This window comes from Pseudomonas sp., assembly GCF_032058845.1.
In the GTDB taxonomy this organism is placed as follows: Bacteria; Pseudomonadota; Gammaproteobacteria; order Pseudomonadales; family Pseudomonadaceae; genus Aquipseudomonas.
On sequence record NZ_DAMCCR010000010.1, the window covers coordinates 15,441 to 31,288 of the forward strand.

At 62.9% G+C, this 15,848-nt stretch carries 12 protein-coding genes; 5 read left to right on the plus strand and 7 right to left on the minus strand.

The annotated features are described in order from the left end of the window. Nucleotides 1-75 precede the first annotated feature (75 nt). The gene (locus tag RT028_RS03525) at nt 76-858 is read left to right on the plus strand and encodes a class I SAM-dependent methyltransferase (protein WP_312932514.1); all 783 of its coding nucleotides are present in this window, start codon (nt 76-78) and stop codon (nt 856-858) included. A gap of 15 nt (nt 859-873) precedes the next feature. Here RT028_RS03525 and cmoB read toward each other — a convergent pair whose 3' ends face one another. Both cmoB and cmoA read right to left on the minus strand, forming a co-directional pair. Further along, nucleotides 874-1,830, minus strand: a complete 957-nt coding sequence (cmoB, locus tag RT028_RS03530; protein WP_312932516.1) for a tRNA 5-methoxyuridine(34)/uridine 5-oxyacetic acid(34) synthase CmoB — start codon at nt 1,828-1,830, stop codon at nt 874-876. Continuing rightward, on the minus strand, nt 1,827-2,570 hold the full coding sequence (gene cmoA / locus RT028_RS03535) for a carboxy-S-adenosyl-L-methionine synthase CmoA (protein ID WP_312932518.1): 744 nt from the start codon (nt 2,568-2,570) through the stop codon (nt 1,827-1,829). Before cmoA ends, cmoB begins: the two co-directional genes overlap by 4 nt. Before the next feature lie 398 nt (nt 2,571-2,968). Between cmoA and RT028_RS03540 the strand changes: the two genes are divergently transcribed. Both RT028_RS03540 and RT028_RS03545 read left to right on the plus strand, forming a co-directional pair. Then, on the plus strand, nt 2,969-4,144 hold the full coding sequence (locus tag RT028_RS03540) for an alpha-xenorhabdolysin family binary toxin subunit A (protein WP_312932520.1): 1,176 nt from the start codon (nt 2,969-2,971) through the stop codon (nt 4,142-4,144). Nucleotides 4,145-4,157: 13 nt separating this feature from the next. Beyond that, entirely contained in the window at nt 4,158-5,096 is a 939-nt protein-coding gene (locus RT028_RS03545; RefSeq protein ID WP_312932522.1) for an alpha-xenorhabdolysin family binary toxin subunit B, read from the plus strand. A gap of 102 nt (nt 5,097-5,198) precedes the next feature. On the opposite strand, the gene lon is transcribed toward RT028_RS03545, so the two are convergent. The 4 genes from lon to RT028_RS03565 all read right to left on the minus strand — a co-directional run bounded on the left by lon (nt 5,199) and on the right by RT028_RS03565 (nt 13,909). Then, on the minus strand, nt 5,199-7,619 hold the full coding sequence (gene lon, locus RT028_RS03550; RefSeq protein WP_312932524.1) for an endopeptidase La: 2,421 nt from the start codon (nt 7,617-7,619) through the stop codon (nt 5,199-5,201). A gap of 144 nt (nt 7,620-7,763) precedes the next feature. After that, nucleotides 7,764-10,175, minus strand: a complete 2,412-nt coding sequence (locus RT028_RS03555; RefSeq protein ID WP_312932526.1) for a glucose/quinate/shikimate family membrane-bound PQQ-dependent dehydrogenase — start codon at nt 10,173-10,175, stop codon at nt 7,764-7,766. Between the two features lie 34 nt (nt 10,176-10,209). Further along, nucleotides 10,210-11,577 (minus strand): carbohydrate porin, encoded by a 1,368-nt coding sequence (locus RT028_RS03560; protein ID WP_409567151.1) that lies wholly within the window; start codon nt 11,575-11,577, stop codon nt 10,210-10,212. Between the two features lie 280 nt (nt 11,578-11,857). Continuing rightward, nucleotides 11,858-13,909, minus strand: a complete 2,052-nt coding sequence (locus RT028_RS03565) for a TonB-dependent receptor (RefSeq protein ID WP_312932531.1) — start codon at nt 13,907-13,909, stop codon at nt 11,858-11,860. 211 nt (nt 13,910-14,120) lie between these two features. On the opposite strand from RT028_RS03565, the gene RT028_RS03570 reads away from it, so the two are divergent. Together RT028_RS03570 and RT028_RS03575 are read left to right on the plus strand one after the other, a co-directional pair. Next, nucleotides 14,121-14,342 (plus strand): VF530 family protein, encoded by a 222-nt coding sequence (locus RT028_RS03570; protein WP_312932533.1) that lies wholly within the window; start codon nt 14,121-14,123, stop codon nt 14,340-14,342. A 2-nt stretch (nt 14,343-14,344) separates the two neighbouring features. Further along, complete coding sequence (locus RT028_RS03575) at nt 14,345-14,983, plus strand: Pr6Pr family membrane protein (protein WP_312932535.1); 639 nt, start codon at nt 14,345-14,347, stop codon at nt 14,981-14,983. Between the two features lie 5 nt (nt 14,984-14,988). Here the strand turns inward: RT028_RS03575 and RT028_RS03580 are convergent, their stop codons facing one another. Next, complete coding sequence (locus RT028_RS03580; RefSeq protein ID WP_312932537.1) at nt 14,989-15,750, minus strand: siderophore-interacting protein; 762 nt, start codon at nt 15,748-15,750, stop codon at nt 14,989-14,991. Between the last annotated feature and the right edge of the window lie 98 nt (nt 15,751-15,848).

Sequence of the window (15,848 nt, forward strand, 5' to 3'; positions counted from 1 at the left end):
GGCGCTCTGGCACAATGGTCGTTACGCTTTTATCGGCACTGGCCGGTGTTTCATTAATTTTTGGATACGCACGTGATGGACGAGCAAGAGCAAAGCACCGCAATTCGGGTCGAGGCGCTGGCTGCCCCGTTTCAGGCCCAGGCCGAGAGGTGGGCGCAACGCCTGGGTCTGCCGCTGGAAGACGACCAGGCGGGGTTCGCCGTGCAGGTGGGCGGCGATGGGCTGCAGGTCCAGCAACTGGGGCCACAGGCCCCGGGGCCGGTACGGGTCGATTTCGTCGAGGGCCAGGCGGCGCACCGGCGTCTGTTCGGTGGCGGGAGTGGGCAGATGATCGCCAAGGCGGTGGGCATCGCCCAAGGCATCAGGCCTACGGTGCTCGATGCCACGGCGGGCCTTGGCAAGGACGCATTCGTCCTGGCCAGCCTGGGCTGCAACATGACCCTGATCGAGCGCCAGCCGTTGATCGCCGCCCTGTTGGAAGACGGCCTGAGCCGTGGCCGCCAGGCGGGCGAGGTGGCACCGATCGTTGAACGCATGCGCCTGCTGACCGGCAACGCCATCGAGCACATGCAGCACTGGCAAGGCGAGGCACCGCAGGTCATCTACCTTGACCCGATGTTCCCGCACCGCGACAAGAGCGCGCTGGTGAAGAAGGAAATGCGCGTGTTTCGCCCGCTGGTGGGCGACGATCAGGATGCTCCGGCGCTGCTGGCGGCGGCGCTGGCGCTGGCCACCCACCGGGTGGTGGTCAAGCGCCCGCGCAAGGCGCCGATCATCGAGGGCGCCAAGCCCAGCCACAGCATCGACGGCAAGTCGAGCCGCTACGACATCTACCCGAAGAAGACCCTCAAAGCCTGAACCGGCGTGCCGAGGCTACTTGCGCGCCAGTAAGGTCGCGCGGCGCGGCGCCGGCAGGCCCTCGACGGTGCGCGTCGGGTCGTTCGGATCGAGGAAGTCGCCGAGTGACTGATAGCGCATCCACTCGGTGCTGCGCTGCTCCTCGATGCTGGTGACACTGATGTCCACGCAACGCACATCAGTGAAACCGGCCCGGCGCAGCCAGCGCTCCAGGGCCGGCACCGAGGGCAGGAACCACACATTGCGCATTTGCGCATAGCGGTCTTCGGGCACCAGCACCTGATGTTCATCGCCTTCGATCACCAGGGTTTCCAGCACCAGCTCACCGCCTTTGACCAGGCAGTCTTTCAGCGCCAGCAGGTGCTCGACAGGGGAGCGCCGGTGATAGAAGACGCCCATGGAAAACACCGTGTCGAAGCCTTCGAGCTGGGCCGGCAGCTCCTCCAGGGCGAACGGCAGGTGCCAGGCGGCGTGCTCGGGCAAGTAGCGCTGCACGGCCTGGAACTGGCAGAAGAACAGCCAGTTGGGGTCAACCCCGATCACCATCTCAGCCCCGGCGCCGAGCATGCGCCATTGGTAGTAACCGTTGCCGCAACCGACATCCAGCACGCGCTTGCCCTGCAGGTTCAGGTGCGGGGCGATGCGCGCCCATTTCCAGTCCGAACGCCACTCGGTATCGATGTGCACGCCGAACAACTCGAACGGCCCCTTGCGCCATGGCGACAGCCCCATCAGCGCGCTGCGCATCTGCGCGCGGGTGGCATCGTCACAGGCGCAGTCAAGGCGCAGGCCGGCGCGCAGGTCGATCTCGGTCGCCTGCACATCCGGCAAGGCGGCCAACGCATCGCGCCAGCGCTCGAGGTCGCCATGGCCCTTGCTCATCTTGGTGTCGAGTTGCGCTTGCAGGCCTTGGGACCAGCGCGCCAGTGGGGTGCCAGCCAGACGCTGGACGAGGGGGGACAGATCGATCATGGCAGGGCTATCAAGGAGGCAAAGTTAAGGCACTGGAACCACGGCACGACCTTGGAGAAGCCCGCAGCGCGCAAGCGCTCGGTGTGCGTGTCCAGCGTGTCGGGTTTCATCACGTGTTCGATGGCGCTGCGTTTCTGGGCGATTTCCAGTTCGCTGTAGCCGTTGGCGCGCTTGAAGTCCAGGTGCAGGTCGTTGAGCAACTGCTGCGCATGGGTATCGGCCATCAGCAGTTTCTCGGAAAGAATCAACGCGCCACCGGGCAGCAAGGCCTGACGAATCCGCGTGAGCAACCCCAGGCGCTGTTCGGGCGCGATGAACTGCAGGGTGAAGTTCATGGCCACCACCGAGGCCTGTTGCAAGGGCAGCTCGAGGATGTCGGCCTCGAGCACCTGCACCGGCAACAGTTCCTGGAACATCGAGTCCTGGGCGGTCAGGTACTGCCGGCAGCGCTCGACCATGGCTGCAGAGTTGTCCACCGCGATGACCCGGCAACCCTCTGTGCGCACATGGCGACGCACGGCCTGGCTGACCGCACCCAGTGAGGCGCCCAGGTCATACAGCGCACTGTCGGGCTGCGCAAAGCGCGCTGCGAGCACGCCGAGGTTCTCGACGATGGTCGGGTAGCCGGGCACCGAGCGCTTGATCATGTCAGGAAAGACCTGCACCACGTCTTCGTTGAAGACGAAGTCAGGGACCTGCTCCAGGGGTTTGGCGAAAAGGCGGTCTGCAGGATGGGTCACTACGGGCTCGGACAGATAAGAAAAGGGCGCATTCTAACCAAAGTAACTACCGCCTGTACGGCTCGATGCACATTGATCGATGGGATGCTCAGTCCAATTGCGTCCGACAGTGCCTGGCTCAGCACTCAGTAACCCACCTTGCCTGGGTATGAAGTGGAAAGGTCGGGCGATTGTTTCAGCTCAAACCTGCCGCGCTCTGCCGAGTGTTTCGCGGTTTGTTCTACAGGCAGTAAGTAGACCCCTGTCAGACTTTCCCTCTCTCAGTTTTCCCGCAACATAGAGCGCGCTTTTCACAACGCTGTGAGGCATATCCCTGAGTCTCGCATCTGTCTCGATTCTATACATTTTGCACTCTGCTGTTGCTTTTGATAACAGAAGCACGTTGATGGAGAAGTGCAATGGAAAAACTAAGAGCGCCTGATATCCAGCGTCAGTCGGAGGGGCGAACATTTGAACAGCTGAATGAAGAGGAACGGGCAGAAATTATTCCGTCTCAAATTTTCGACTTCAAGAGTGAAGCGCCGGCTTTCATTTTCAGCAAGGAAAATCTGGTTCAGATAAGAAACTATACTCGCGCGGTCTGGCGGTTACCACCAGACCGTATGTCGCTAGAGGCGTCTGCCAACTTCGATATATTGAAGCTCAATATCGAGGATATATCAGTATTTCACGAAAATCTTCGCAAGCATGCTGCCTCATGGAGAGCTATCGAGTCGAGCTGCAAACGGATGGGCAGCGATCTGCAGGTATTTGCCGAAAATTTTTTGGCGGAAGGCAATGACTTTGTTCGCCACCTGAATGAACATCCCGCGCTGAAGATAAGTTTTAGTGAGGCGGGCGATTGGGCTCGCTCGGCACTCCCATTGTCGACGTCAGAGTCTACGACTTTTCAGGCGGGCGTTGAGCTTTACATCGGCCATATTAAAAAGGAGATTACCGATAAGCTGGAAGCAATCCGCGCGGTGAAAGCGCTGATCGAGTCTTTTGAAGAGGTCATTCCGAAAAATCTGCAGCCGATGGCGGACGGGCTCGCTGACTCGCTCAGGAAACACAATCCAAGCGGAAGAATCGCCGGTCTGGGAGCACTTCTGGATGAACTGGATACAGCGATCAAAGACTCGGCGGCGCGTTACTCACAACTCGTGGGGTTCGCGTTCACAGGTTTGGTATTCGGCCCTGCGGGTTTGATCATTACAGGTGGGATTTTCGGCTCCAAAGCGGAAGCAGAACGCGCTGAAAAGAACAAACTGATCAAAGAGCGTGAACGTGTCGCTGCGGAGCGAGCATCGTTGGCTGATGAGCTTGGTAGCTTTGAGCATTTACAAGGCGAGATTCTTGATATTCGTTTCAGACTTGTCGACGTTATTACCGCCGTCAAACATCTCGAGGATGTCTGGATTTTACTTGAGGCCTATGCGAAGACATCGCTGAATAACGCGAGTACTGTGACTACCCGAGCCCAATTGATGCACTTTGTAATCACCTTTCAACGTATCGTAAGACCCTGGAAATCCATTTTGAAGATTTCTCAGCAACTGTCGTTGCTCTTCAATGTAATAGCAGAATCTGACTGATAAGGATTTAATTATGACAGCTCACTACAGTGCCCTCCCTGCACCTGACGTCAAAGCGCTGCTGGGAATTGAAAAAGCCGCGTACAAGATCAGCTATAGCGAAACGCATCTGCTCTTGTCAGCGGTCCAGGAGCGGCTGAAATCACTCAGTACGTTGATCGTCAGTGGCAATCAGGCATTGCGACGTTCCAATGCAGCAGCCCTGGTGCTTCTCGACAATGACCTGGAAGAACCTCAGGACGATGCCTTGGTGTTCTATGAAGAGCAATTGGTTCGCCTGCGTACCGATCTGAGTGAACAGGTGCTCCCTGTCATGCAGAGTATTCAGGCAGTCACTGCCTATGCCGATCTCGATTTGACTTCGCTGAAACAAGAGTCGCAGTCTCAAACTGCTCAACACGCCGAAAACGTCGCCAGGGCCGAGGAAACGCTCAAAAAACGTGAAATCGTTCTGGCGGAGACTGAGAGCAGCTTGGCTTTGCTGACTGCACCATCTGTCAGCTCATTATTGAAACATATCCTTCCGACGGACGAAGAGCTGGAAATCATCCTCAAGACGCTGAAGAACCCGATGGTTACCTCAGAACTGTTGAAAGCCGCCGTCAGCAAGCTCAACAAGCACGTTGAGCTTTTCGAGCGAGGACGTGAGCTCACCAAGCTGCTTGATGTGTCCAAGCAGATGCGAAAGTCGATCGAGCAGGACCGGGAAGTCCTCAAGCGACTGCTCGATCATGCACAAAGGTCCTCTGAGCAGGTCCAGCAATATGATCGTGCCGAGGCATTACTGGCGCTGCGCGGGCAATGGTTGAGCCAGATGGACATCTTCTCGGCGCAGTGGCGTGCGCTGCAAGCCGCAGCGGCAGATGCGGTGGATTCAAGAACAGTCTTCAGTGCGCTTAGCGCCTGCCGTGGCTATCTACTGAGCGTGCGTAGGCAATTCGAAGCCGTTTGAGCCGCCAGTGCTGCCGCAGATACAGGCACATACCTGATTGTCTGCGGCAGGTCCGGCCTGAGGGACTTCAGTCAGTGTTGGCCAACGCGACAGTGCTAGCCGTTAAAACAGCACCTTGGCAACATCTTCATAACGCCGCGCGAAGTGGACCGTTATTCCCTTACGCAAGTAATCCGGCAATTCCTCGAAATCTCCGCGGTTCGCCTCGGGCAGAATCAGCTCGAAGATCTTCTGCCGGCGCGCCGCAATCACCTTTTCGCGTACGCCACCAATTGGCAGGACCTGGCCTGTGAGCGTCAGCTCGCCGGTCATCGCCACGCCTTTTTTCGGTGCCTGATCGCGTGCCAGCGACAGCAGCGCACTGGCCATCGTCACACCCGCGCTCGGGCCGTCCTTGGGCGTTGCCCCTTCGGGGACGTGCACATGGATGAACGCTTCGTCGAAGAACGTCGGGTCGCCGCCAAACTGCTTGAGGTTGGAACTGACATAGCTCAGCGCGATGTCAGCCGACTCCTTCATCACATCCCCCAGCTTGCCGGTGAGCTTGAAGCCGCGGTTGAGGGTATGAATGCGCGTGGCCTCGATGGGCAGCGTGGCGCCGCCCATGCTGGTCCAGGCAAGGCCGGTGATGATGCCCTTGCCCGACAGCACCTGCTCGCTGCGGAACACCGCCACCCCCAGCGCGGGCTCAAGGTCTTTCGGGCCGATCTTGAGTTTTGCTTCGGGGTCTTCCAGCAGCTTGAGCACCGATTTACGCACCAGCTTGCCCAGTTGTTTCTCCAGCTGGCGTACGCCGGCTTCGCGGGCGTAGCCCTCGATCACCAGGCGCAGCGCGTTGTCGCTGATGCTCAGGCTGGTCTTGGCCACGCCGGCCTTGGCCAGTTGCTTGGGCCACAGGTGACGCTTGGCGATGGCGAGTTTTTCTTCGGTGATGTAGCCCGACAGGCGAATCACTTCCATGCGGTCCAGCAGCGGCCCCGGGATCGAGTCCAGCGTGTTCGCGGTACAGATGAACAGCACTTTGGACAGGTCCAGGCGCAGGTCGAGGTAGTGGTCGAGGAAGTCGACGTTCTGCTCGGGATCAAGGGTTTCCAGCAGCGCCGAGGCCGGGTCGCCCTGGTAGCTCTGGCCCATCTTGTCGATCTCATCGAGCATGATCACCGGGTTCATCACTTCGACGTCTTTGAGCGCCTGCACCAGCTTGCCAGGCTGGGCGCCGATGTACGTGCGGCGGTGCCCCTTGATCTCGGCCTCGTCGCGCATGCCGCCCAGGCTGAAGCGGTAGAACGGCCGGCCCAGAGATTCGGCAATGGACTTGCCGACACTGGTCTTGCCCACCCCCGGCGGGCCCACCAGCAGCACGATGGAGCCGCTGATCTCGCCTTTCCAGGCACCGACCGCGAGGAATTCCAGGATACGTTCCTTGATGTCATCGAGGCCGGCATGGTGCTGGTCGAGCACCTTGCGTGCGTGCTTGAGGTCGAGCTTGTCCTTGCCGTACACGCCCCATGGCAGGGCGCTGGCCCAGTCGAGGTAGTTGCGGGTCACGGCGTATTCGGGCGAGCCGGTTTCGAGTATCGCCAGCTTGTCCATTTCCTCGTCGATGCGCTTTTGCGCCTGCTCCGGCAGGGTCTTGCCTTCCAGGCGCTGCTTGAACTGTTCGAGATCGGCGCTGCGATCGTCCTTGCTCAGCCCCAGCTCCTGCTGGATGACCTTGAGCTGTTCCTTGAGGAAGAACTGCCGTTGGTGCTCGCCGACCTGGCGGTTGACCTCGGCGGAAATCTCGTTCTGCAGGCGCGCGACTTCGACTTCCTTGCGCAGCATCGGCAGCACTTTTTCCATGCGCTTGAGCATCGGCACGCAGTCGAGCACTTCCTGCAGCTGGCTGCCGGTGGCGGAGGTGAGGGCGGCGGCGAAGTCGGTCAGCGGGGAGGGGTCGTTGGGGCTGAAGCGGTTGAGGTAGTTCTTCAGCTCTTCGCTGTACAGCGGGTTGAGCGGCAGCAGTTCCTTGATCGCGTTGATCAGGGCCATGCCATAGGCCTTGACCTCATCGGTAGGCTCGGACAACTGGCGCGGGTATTCCACTTCCACCAGGTACGGTGGGCGGTGGTGCTTGAGCCAGGTGCGGATGCGCACGCGGGTCAGGCCCTGGGCGACGAACTGCAGCTTGCCGTTCTCGCGGGTGGCGTGGTGGACCTTGACCAGGGTGCCGTACTCGGGCAACGCCTTGGTATCGAAGTGGCGATGGTCCTCGGCCGGGGTGTCCATGAAGAACAGCGCCAGCGAGTGGTGCGGGGTCTTCTCGACCAGGTCGAGGGTTTCCGCCCAGGGTTCTTCGTTGACGATGACTGGCAAGACCTGCGCCGGGAAGAACGGACGGTTGTGAATGGGGATGACGTAGACCTTGTCGGGCAACTGCTGGCCGGGCAAGGCCAGGTAGCGGCCGGTGTCTTTGTCGGCTTCGATGTGCTCGACTTCGCTGCTTTCGTCGTGCGCGTCCGGATGATCCTGCTGGTCGCTCATGGGGCACCTGCGTGATGGGCAATGGTGCTTAGATGGGGCGCAGGGGAAGTGGTTTCAATGGACCGCGGCGGGGAAGGGGCTGGCCCACGCCGCGCGCTGGGCGCGCGGGTTGGCAGGTGCGCCCCGGAGCCGGGGCGCGGTGGGTCAGTTGGGCAGTTTGTAAGCGATGATGTAATCGCCCATCCTGGTGCCGAGCGAGCCATGACCGCCGGCAGTGATCAGCACGTACTGCTGGCCGTCCTTGCCGGTGTAGGTCATCGGTGTGGCCTGGCCACCGGCCGGCAGACGACCTTTCCACAGCTCCTTGCCGTTATTCACGTCATAGGCGCGCAGGTACTGGTCCAGCGTGCCGCTGAGGAAGCCGACGCCGCCAGCGGTGACGATCGAGCCGCCCATGCTCGGCACACCGACCGGCAGGCCGATCGGTACCGGGGTGCTGTCACGGGTGGTGCCGTTCTTGTGCTTCCACACCACTTTGTGGGTGAACAGGTCGATGGCGGCCACATAGCCCCAGGCCGGTGCCTGGCACGGCAGGCCGAGCGGCGAGAGGAACGGGTGCATGATCACGGCATACGGCGCGCCGGTATTGGGTTGCACGCCGCTGGTTTCGCTTTCGCGCTTGCTGTCGGCATCGACCTCGGCGCGCGGCACCATCTTCGACACGAAGGCCATGTAGTTGGGCGAGGTGAACAGCAACTGGCGCGCCGGATCGATCGACACACCGCCCCAGTTGAATACGCCGACGTTACCCGGATAGATCAGCGAGCCCTGCTCGGACGGCGGGGTGTACTGGCCCTCGTAGCGCAAGCTGCGGAACTGGATGCGACACATCAGCTGGTCGAACGGGGTGGCGCCCCACATGGCTTCTTCGGTCAGCTCGGGGCCGAGCAGATTGAGGTCCGAGCGGGCCTGGGTCGGTGCGGTGTGGTCACCCTTGACCGCGCCCTGTGGCACCGGGATCTCGCGGATCGGCACGATGGGCGTGCCGTCGCGGCGATCCAGCACGTACAGGCTGCCCTGCTTGCTCGGCACGATCACCGCAGGCTTGACGCCCTCGTCGGTCTTCAGGTGGGTCAGGGTCGGCTGGCTGCCCAGGTCCATGTCCCACAGGTCGTGGTGGGTGAACTGGTAGTTCCAGCGTACTTTGCCGGTGGCCAGGTCCAGCGCGACGATGCCGGCGCTGTACTTCTCGGCACCTGGGGTGCGGTCGGCGCCCCACTGGTCAGGGGTCTGGTTGCCCAGCGGCAGGTAGACCATGCCCAGCGACTCGTCGACGCTGGCCAGTGACCACATGTTGGCGGAGTTGCGGCTGTACGTCTGGCCGTCCGCCAGGGGCTTGGTGTCTTCTGGGCGGTTGCTGTCCCAGTTCCACACCAGGCGACCGTCGTGCACGTCATAGGCGCGAATCACGCCGGACGGCTCGTTGGTCGACTCGTTGTCGGTGACATGGCCGCCGATGATCACCAGGTCGCGGGTCACGGCGACCGGGGAAGTGGAGTAGTAGCCGCCGGCGGTGAACGGACCCATGCCGCGGGAGAGGTCGACCGCGCCCTGGTTGGCGAAGCCTTCGCAGACCTTGCCGGTGTCGGCGTTGATGGCAATCAGGCGCGCGTCGGCAGTCGGCAGGTACAGGCGACGTGGACAGGCCTGGGCCACCACTTTGCCGGCGTCGGAGATTCTCGGCGCAGGGCTGCCATCACGGCTGACGTACTGGTTCTCATCAAAGTACGACACGCCGCGGCAGGTCATGTGGGCAAAGCCCTTGAACGACTTCGTCGGGCTGGTGATCTGCGGGTCGAAACGCCAGATTTCCGCTCCGGTATCCGGGTTCAGTGCCAACACCTTGCTGTGCGCGGTGCAGGCATAGAGCATGCCGTTGGCCTTGAGCGGGGTGTTCTCGTTGGTCAGCTCGACCGGGTCGTCGCCACTGGGCAGGTCGCCCGTCTGGATGCGCCAGGCTTCTTCGAGGCCGTGTACGTTCTGCGCGGTGATCTGGCGCAGCGGCGAGTAGCGGTCGCCGAATTCGGTACGCCCATAGGCCTGCCAGTCACCCTCGGGCATGGCCGGTGCAGCGCTGGCCATCTCACTGCTGTCGCGGCCCAGTTCGCCGCGGATTTCACCCAGATGGGTGAACTGGCTGGCCACGGCGCAAGCACCGGAGGCAATGACGGCGACGCTCAGCAGGGCGGTATTGGCAACGGCCGCCGAGCCGATCAGCGGGCGGCGTGCCCACGGCAGCAACAGCACCACGCCAAGGGCGAACCACAGCGACAGGCGCGGCACCAGTTGCCACCAGTCCAGGCCGACTTCCAGCAGCGCCCAGACCGTGCTGCCCAGCAGCATCAGGCCGTACAGGCCCAGGCCCAGACGCCGGCGCGCCAGCAACAGGATGCCCGACAGCACCAGGGCGGCCCCGGCGATCAGGTAGTACCACGAGCCGTGGGCCGAGATCAGTTGCAGACCTCCGACCACCAGGCCCAGGCCCATCATCAGCAGCAGCACGCCCATCAGCCGAGGTAGCCAGGGCGAGGCGTGTTTGGCACTGTCAGTGCTCATTGCAGGTTCTCCGTCATGTCAAAGTTGAAAGGGTTCAAAAGCTGCTCTGCAGTTTCAGGCCGGCCACCAGTGCGTCGTCGACCTGGCTGACCCCGCCCGGGTGGCGGATGTACTGCAGGTTGGGGCGCACGGTGAGCCAGTTGGCCAAGTGAATGCCGTAATAGAGCTCAGCGCTGTACTCGGTGTCTTGCACCGGCAGGAAGCCTGGGTTCTGGTAGTCGTCGATGGCGCTCGCCTGATTGGCCAGGCGGGCGTTCTTGCGATAGGCGGGGTTGACGTGCACGCCGGCGACGGCGAAGCCGACGTCGTCCTTGGGGCGCGCATCGAAGGGGCCTCGGTACACCAGGCCAGCTTGCAGATAGTGGTCAATGGCGTTGGTCTTCTTGTCGTGCAGCGTGGCATTGGCGAACAGAGTCAAGCCGCGAGATCGATCGCTGGCCTGCGCGCTCACTTGCTGCTGCACGCCCAACCACAGGCCATGCTTGCTGGCACTGCTGCGGTAGGCGGCGCCACTGAGTGCGGCGGGCTGTACGTGTTCATCCTTGAGCACATCCTTGGCGCTGGCACTGCTGTAGTAATAGCCGGCGCGGTATTCCCCCTTAAGCCCATTGACCATCGGGCTCCACACCAGTTCGATGGGCATCACTGCGCCTTGCGTGCCGCTGCCACTGAGCTTGAAGCCGTTGCCGGTTTCCAGGTTCGAGGGGTTCTGCTCGAACACCCCGACCTGGGCATACAGCGTGTCGTTCAGGTGATAACGCACGCGCAGCGCCCATTGGCTCACCGGCCAGTTGTACCAGATGCCGCCCACCCAGTTGCCGACCTGCGAGCCGCAGAACGCCAGGTTCTGGAAGTCGCAGGGGAAGCTGTTGAAGTCTTCGCCTTCACCGAAACGGCCGAATTTCAGGTCAAGGGCGCCATCGAGGTACTGCTGGCGAATCCACAGTTGGGTCAGGCGCCAGGTCTGGCCGCGTCCCCACACTTCCTGAGCGGAGGTGAAGCCGCCGACCCGTGGGTCGTTGATGCGGTCATTGCTGATGTTCTGACCGCTGCGCTCGGTGACGGTGAACTGCACGTCGGTGGCGTGCCAGCCGAGGATCTTTTCCAGGTCCAGGTGGCTGCCAAAGGTGAACTGGTCGCTGTAGCGCGCGGTGCGATCGTGGTCGTAGCCACCGTGCAGGTTGCTGCCCATCTCGCCGGTGTAGCCGAGGGTGAAGTCATAACCTTGCGCTTGCAGCGCGCTGCGCGTGCCGTTCCAGTCGCCGAGCATCCAGAGGGCGTCGCTGCTGAACGCCGACTGCCCGTTGGCGGCGGGCGCAAGGCCGGCAAGCAAGGCGGCAAGCGCGACGGGTACAGTGAAAGGGCGAGACACGGTGCTCGAAAGGTAGCGCTGTCTTGTCATGATCAGAACGAATGCCAAAAGCATCGAGGGTGGCGGCCACCGTCGATGGAAACAGGGGGTGTGGGGGCTGAAGCGGTTCAGCGAGGCGGCGAGGATATAGAGGTATGTGCGGAAAAAAAAGACAAAATGTCGCAGGGGTCTGTTGCGCTGCCGGTAACAGTGAGGGTATAGGGGCCGGCCCTGTTGACCGGCGCCATTGCAGTCAGGTGAGCGCCACCGCTGCTGGCCCGAGCCAGAGCGGCATCAGGCTGGGGCCAGCCTCATCGGCAGTGCGCTTGGCTCAGAACGTCGTGCGCAAGCCCACCTCGACGCTGCGCCCCGGTGCCGGGGCGATGTCGCGCAGGATCGAACTGGCATAACGCACGGTTTCATTGGTCAGGTTCTCGCCGCGCACGAACGCCAGCCATTGACTGTCGCCGATGTCGAAGCGATAGCCCATGCTGGCACCCAGCGTTGTGTAGCCCGAGGTGTGGGATTCATTGCTGGGCGTGCGCCGCTGGGCCGCGGCGTGCTGCACATCGACCCGCGCTTGCCAGCGGTCCTGTTCCCAGAGCAGTCCGCTGTTCAGGCGCAGCGGGGCGATACGCGGTAGAGGCTGGCCGTTGTCGAGGTTCTTGGCGCGGGTGTAGTCGCCGGAAAGCTCCAGGGCAAAGCGGCCGTAGCGGTTCTCCAGCAATTGCCAGCGGTCCTGGGCCTCGAGGCCGTAGAAGCGTGCCCGCACGCCCTGGTACAGGTACTCCGGGATACCGCCGTGGTCATGATCGTGGTCGTGATCATGCTCTGCTTCGTCATCGCCATGGTCGTGGCCTTCGCGCAGGTTGCCGCTGCCGATCAGGCCGATGTAGTTGCGAAAGTGGCTGTAGAACACACCGACACTGCCTTTGTGCGTGCCGTTGTCGAAACGCAGGGCAAGGTCGGCCGATGCAGCCTTTTCCTTGCTCAGCCCGGCATTACCCACTTCATAGGCACCCGTGGCGACGTGGGCGCCGTCGGCATACAGCTCGTAGAACGTCGGCGCGCGTTCGGTGTAGCCGAGGTTGGCGGCCAGCGCCCAGACCGGGTCGAGCTGGTATACCGCACCTGACGACAGGCTCACGGCATTGAACTGGCGGGTACTGCCGAGGTTGGCGAAGGTCTCGTTGCCTTTGCCATCGGGCTCGACGCGGGTGTGGTCCAGGCGTGCGCCGAGGCTCAGGTCCAGGCGCTCGGTGGCTTTCCACTGTTCGAGCATGAACAGCGCCAGGGTGTCGGTATCGGTGTGCGGCACGAAGGCTTCTTCACCGAGGGCCGAGAACTCATTACGGCTGACCTGCGCACCAATGACCCCTTCGACGGGCCCGAGCGGCTGATGCCTGGCCTCGACACGGGCCTCGTAGCCCTTGTTCTTGAACGTGGTATGCACTTCGCCGCTTTCGATTTCGCGGTGCTGGTAGTCGGTGTAGCCGGCGTCGAGCTTGACCGAGGTGAAAGGGCCTTCGAGGTCGCGCAGTTCCGAGGCGAAGGCGTAGTGGTCCTGTTGCATGTCCAGGCGCACGCCGGGTTCAGCCACCGAGCCGTAGTTACTGTCGTAGCGGCTATAGGACAGGCCGCTGTACCCATGCTCCCAGTTGTACGAACCGCCGATGGCGCCGCCGTCCTGGCGGCCATCGCTGTTTTCCAGGCGACCGTGGCTGCCGGGGTCATCGGCCTCGCGTACCTTGCTGCTGCGCGCGTAACCGGGGATGCGCAGGTCGTTGAACTGGCGGCTGTTGGCGTCCAGGTGCAGGGCGAAGGTGCCATCGCCGGCTTCCAGTTTGCCAGCGCTGCTGCGGGTGGTATCGGCGCCGCCATAGCGCAGTTCGCCACCGCCGTGCAGGCCGTCGATGGGCGCGTCCGGGATGCGGTTGTCGAAGGTATTGACCACCCCGCCGATGGCGTTGCCGCCGTACAGCAGCGCGGCAGGCCCACGGACGATTTCGATGCGCTCGACACTGTTGGGGTCGAGCGGCACGGCGTGGTCATACGACAGCGATGAAGCGTCCAACGCACCGACGCCGTTACGCAGGATACGAATGCGATCGCCGTCCAGGCCACGAATCACCGGGCGGCTGGCCCCGGGCCCGAACCAGGTCGAGGCCACCCCGGGTTGGCCGTTGAGGGTTTCTCCCAGGCTGGAATGCTGGTGCTGGAGCAGGTCATCGCCCTCGAGCACCGTGCTCGGTGCGGCGAGTTGCGCAGCGCCGAGCGGGTTGGCGGTAATGACCTGGGTGGGCAGTTCCACGGCGTGGCTTGAGAGCGAGGCCAGGCACAGGGCGGCAGCCAGGGGCGAGAGGGTAGAGGGAGAGCGGCGCATGAGCGATGACGTTCCTTGGCAAAGAGCGATAACGTTACAATATAACGTTGCCATTGCAGCATGAGTACGTGTCATCTGGCCAGCAGTTTTTTCTCTGTGGCAGGCCGTGTGCTAAACCCGTAGGGAAGAGCGTCGCAGCGCATCGAGGTGTGAATCCACCTCGGCGCACGCCAGGCGTGTACAGTGCGCCCTTTTCCCATCGGAGCTGCCCATGAGCCTGCCTGAACACAACGTCCTGCACGGCAAGACCCTCGAACAGATCCTCACTGAGCTGGTCGGCCACTACCAATGGTCCGGCTTGGCCGAGCGCGTCGACGTGCGTTGTTTCAAGAGCGAGCCGAGCATCAAGTCGAGCCTGACCTTCCTGCGCAAGACGCCGTGGGCGCGAACCAAGGTCGAACAGCTGTACGTCGCCCTGCAGCGCGGTCGTTGAGGGTGCGTCACCCCTGGCTGTCGGTGGCCGCTGCGCTCGGCTGGAGCGGCCTTGCCGTGCAGGTCTGGCTGGTGCTGCTGGCCCGCTGGCAGGCCGATGCCAGCCTGATGGGCGGGCTGGTGAGTGTGTTCACCTATTTCACGGTGCTCACCAACACCCTGGTGGCCACGGTGCTCAGCTATGCCGCCTGGGGGCAGGCGGGTGCGGTGCGGCGCTGGTTTCTCTCACCGGCGTTCACCACCGCAGTGGGCGTCAGCATCGTGCTGGTGGCGATGGTCTACACCCTGCTGCTGCGCAACCTGTGGCAGCCCGAGGGCTGGCAGTGGCTGGCAGACGTGCTGCTGCACAACGTGATGCCGCTGTTGTTCGTGGTGTACTGGTGGCGTGTGGTGCCCAAGGGCTGCCTGCGGCTGTGGCACCTGCTGCCATGGAGCCTGTACCCGGCGGGGTACTTCGCCTATGCACTGTGGCGCGGCTTCGAGATCGGCATGTATCCGTATCCGTTCATCGATGTGGCCAAGCTCGGCTATGCGCAGGTCATGCTCAATGCCCTGGCAGTCCTGGCCGGCTTCTGGGTTACCGGCCTGGTCTTCATTGCGCTGGACCGCTGGCGGGGCGCCCGCGCAACGGCGCCGCGCTGAGCGGCTCAGTCCTCGTCAGGCGTGTCATCGGCGCGCCAGTAGGCGACCGCTTTCAGGGCCTGCTCGGCTACGCCTTTTTCCAGCAGCAGGCCTTTGATGTCGCGGCTCAGCCGCTTTTCCAGGGCCACCCAACTGTACAGGCTGCCAGCCGGTAGGCTGAGCCTGCGGACCTGCTCCAGCAGGTCGTCTTCATGGCGCAATACCCAGGTGACCTCAACCTCGGCATCGCTCGCCAGAGGCTGCTGTTCGCGCGCGTCTTCCACCTGTATGAGCACCACGGCCCGGCGCCCGGCGGGCAGTTCCTGCAAGCGCCGGGCGATGGCCGGGATGGCGGTTTCGTCGCCGATCAGCAGGTAGCTGTCAAACGCGTCGGTGACCACCAGCGAAGCCCGCGGGCCGGCGATGTGCAGGGTTTGCCCGACCGCCGCCTGGGCGGCCCATGTGGACGCAGGGCCGTCGCCATGCAGCACGAAATCGATGTCCAACTCCAACGCCCCGAGGTCGATGCGCCGCGGCGTGTATTCGCGCATCACGGGGCGGGCACTGGCGTCACGGCTCATCTCCCCGGCCTCCAGCGCCGCCTGTTGCTGGGCGTCGGCGGCGAACAGGAGCTTGACGTGATCGTCGCTGCCCAGGCTGGTGAAGCCTTCCAGCGCCGCGCCACCGAGGGTGATGCGGCGCATACGCGGGGTCAGGTCGGTGACCCGCAGAACCTGCAGGGCACGTTGACGGAGGGGATGGTTGACGCGGTAGCTGGTGTCGTTCATGGGGTGTTTCCTTCGCAGAGGGGGCACGGCCGCTCCGGCGTTCGCAGGCGCCTTGAGCAAGGGGCTTGCGCATCGACAGGTTTGCCGGCGTGCGATAA

Bases quoted from the DNA above. Each gene is read 5' to 3' on its own strand.
- RT028_RS03525 (WP_312932514.1), top strand. From the start codon at position 76: ATGGACGAGCAAGAGCAAAGCACCGCAATTCGGGTCGAGGCGCTGGCT.
- cmoB (WP_312932516.1), bottom strand. From the start codon at position 1,830: ATGATCGATCTGTCCCCCCTCGTCCAGCGTCTGGCTGGCACCCCACTG.
- RT028_RS03540 (WP_312932520.1), top strand. From the start codon at position 2,969: ATGGAAAAACTAAGAGCGCCTGATATCCAGCGTCAGTCGGAGGGGCGA.
- RT028_RS03545 (WP_312932522.1), top strand. From the start codon at position 4,158: ATGACAGCTCACTACAGTGCCCTCCCTGCACCTGACGTCAAAGCGCTG.
- lon (WP_312932524.1), bottom strand. From the start codon at position 7,619: ATGAGCGACCAGCAGGATCATCCGGACGCGCACGACGAAAGCAGCGAA.
- RT028_RS03555 (WP_312932526.1), bottom strand. From the start codon at position 10,175: ATGAGCACTGACAGTGCCAAACACGCCTCGCCCTGGCTACCTCGGCTG.
- RT028_RS03560 (WP_409567151.1), bottom strand. From the start codon at position 11,577: ATGACAAGACAGCGCTACCTTTCGAGCACCGTGTCTCGCCCTTTCACT.
- RT028_RS03565 (WP_312932531.1), bottom strand. From the start codon at position 13,909: ATGCGCCGCTCTCCCTCTACCCTCTCGCCCCTGGCTGCCGCCCTGTGC.
- RT028_RS03570 (WP_312932533.1), top strand. From the start codon at position 14,121: ATGAGCCTGCCTGAACACAACGTCCTGCACGGCAAGACCCTCGAACAG.
- RT028_RS03580 (WP_312932537.1), bottom strand. From the start codon at position 15,750: ATGAACGACACCAGCTACCGCGTCAACCATCCCCTCCGTCAACGTGCC.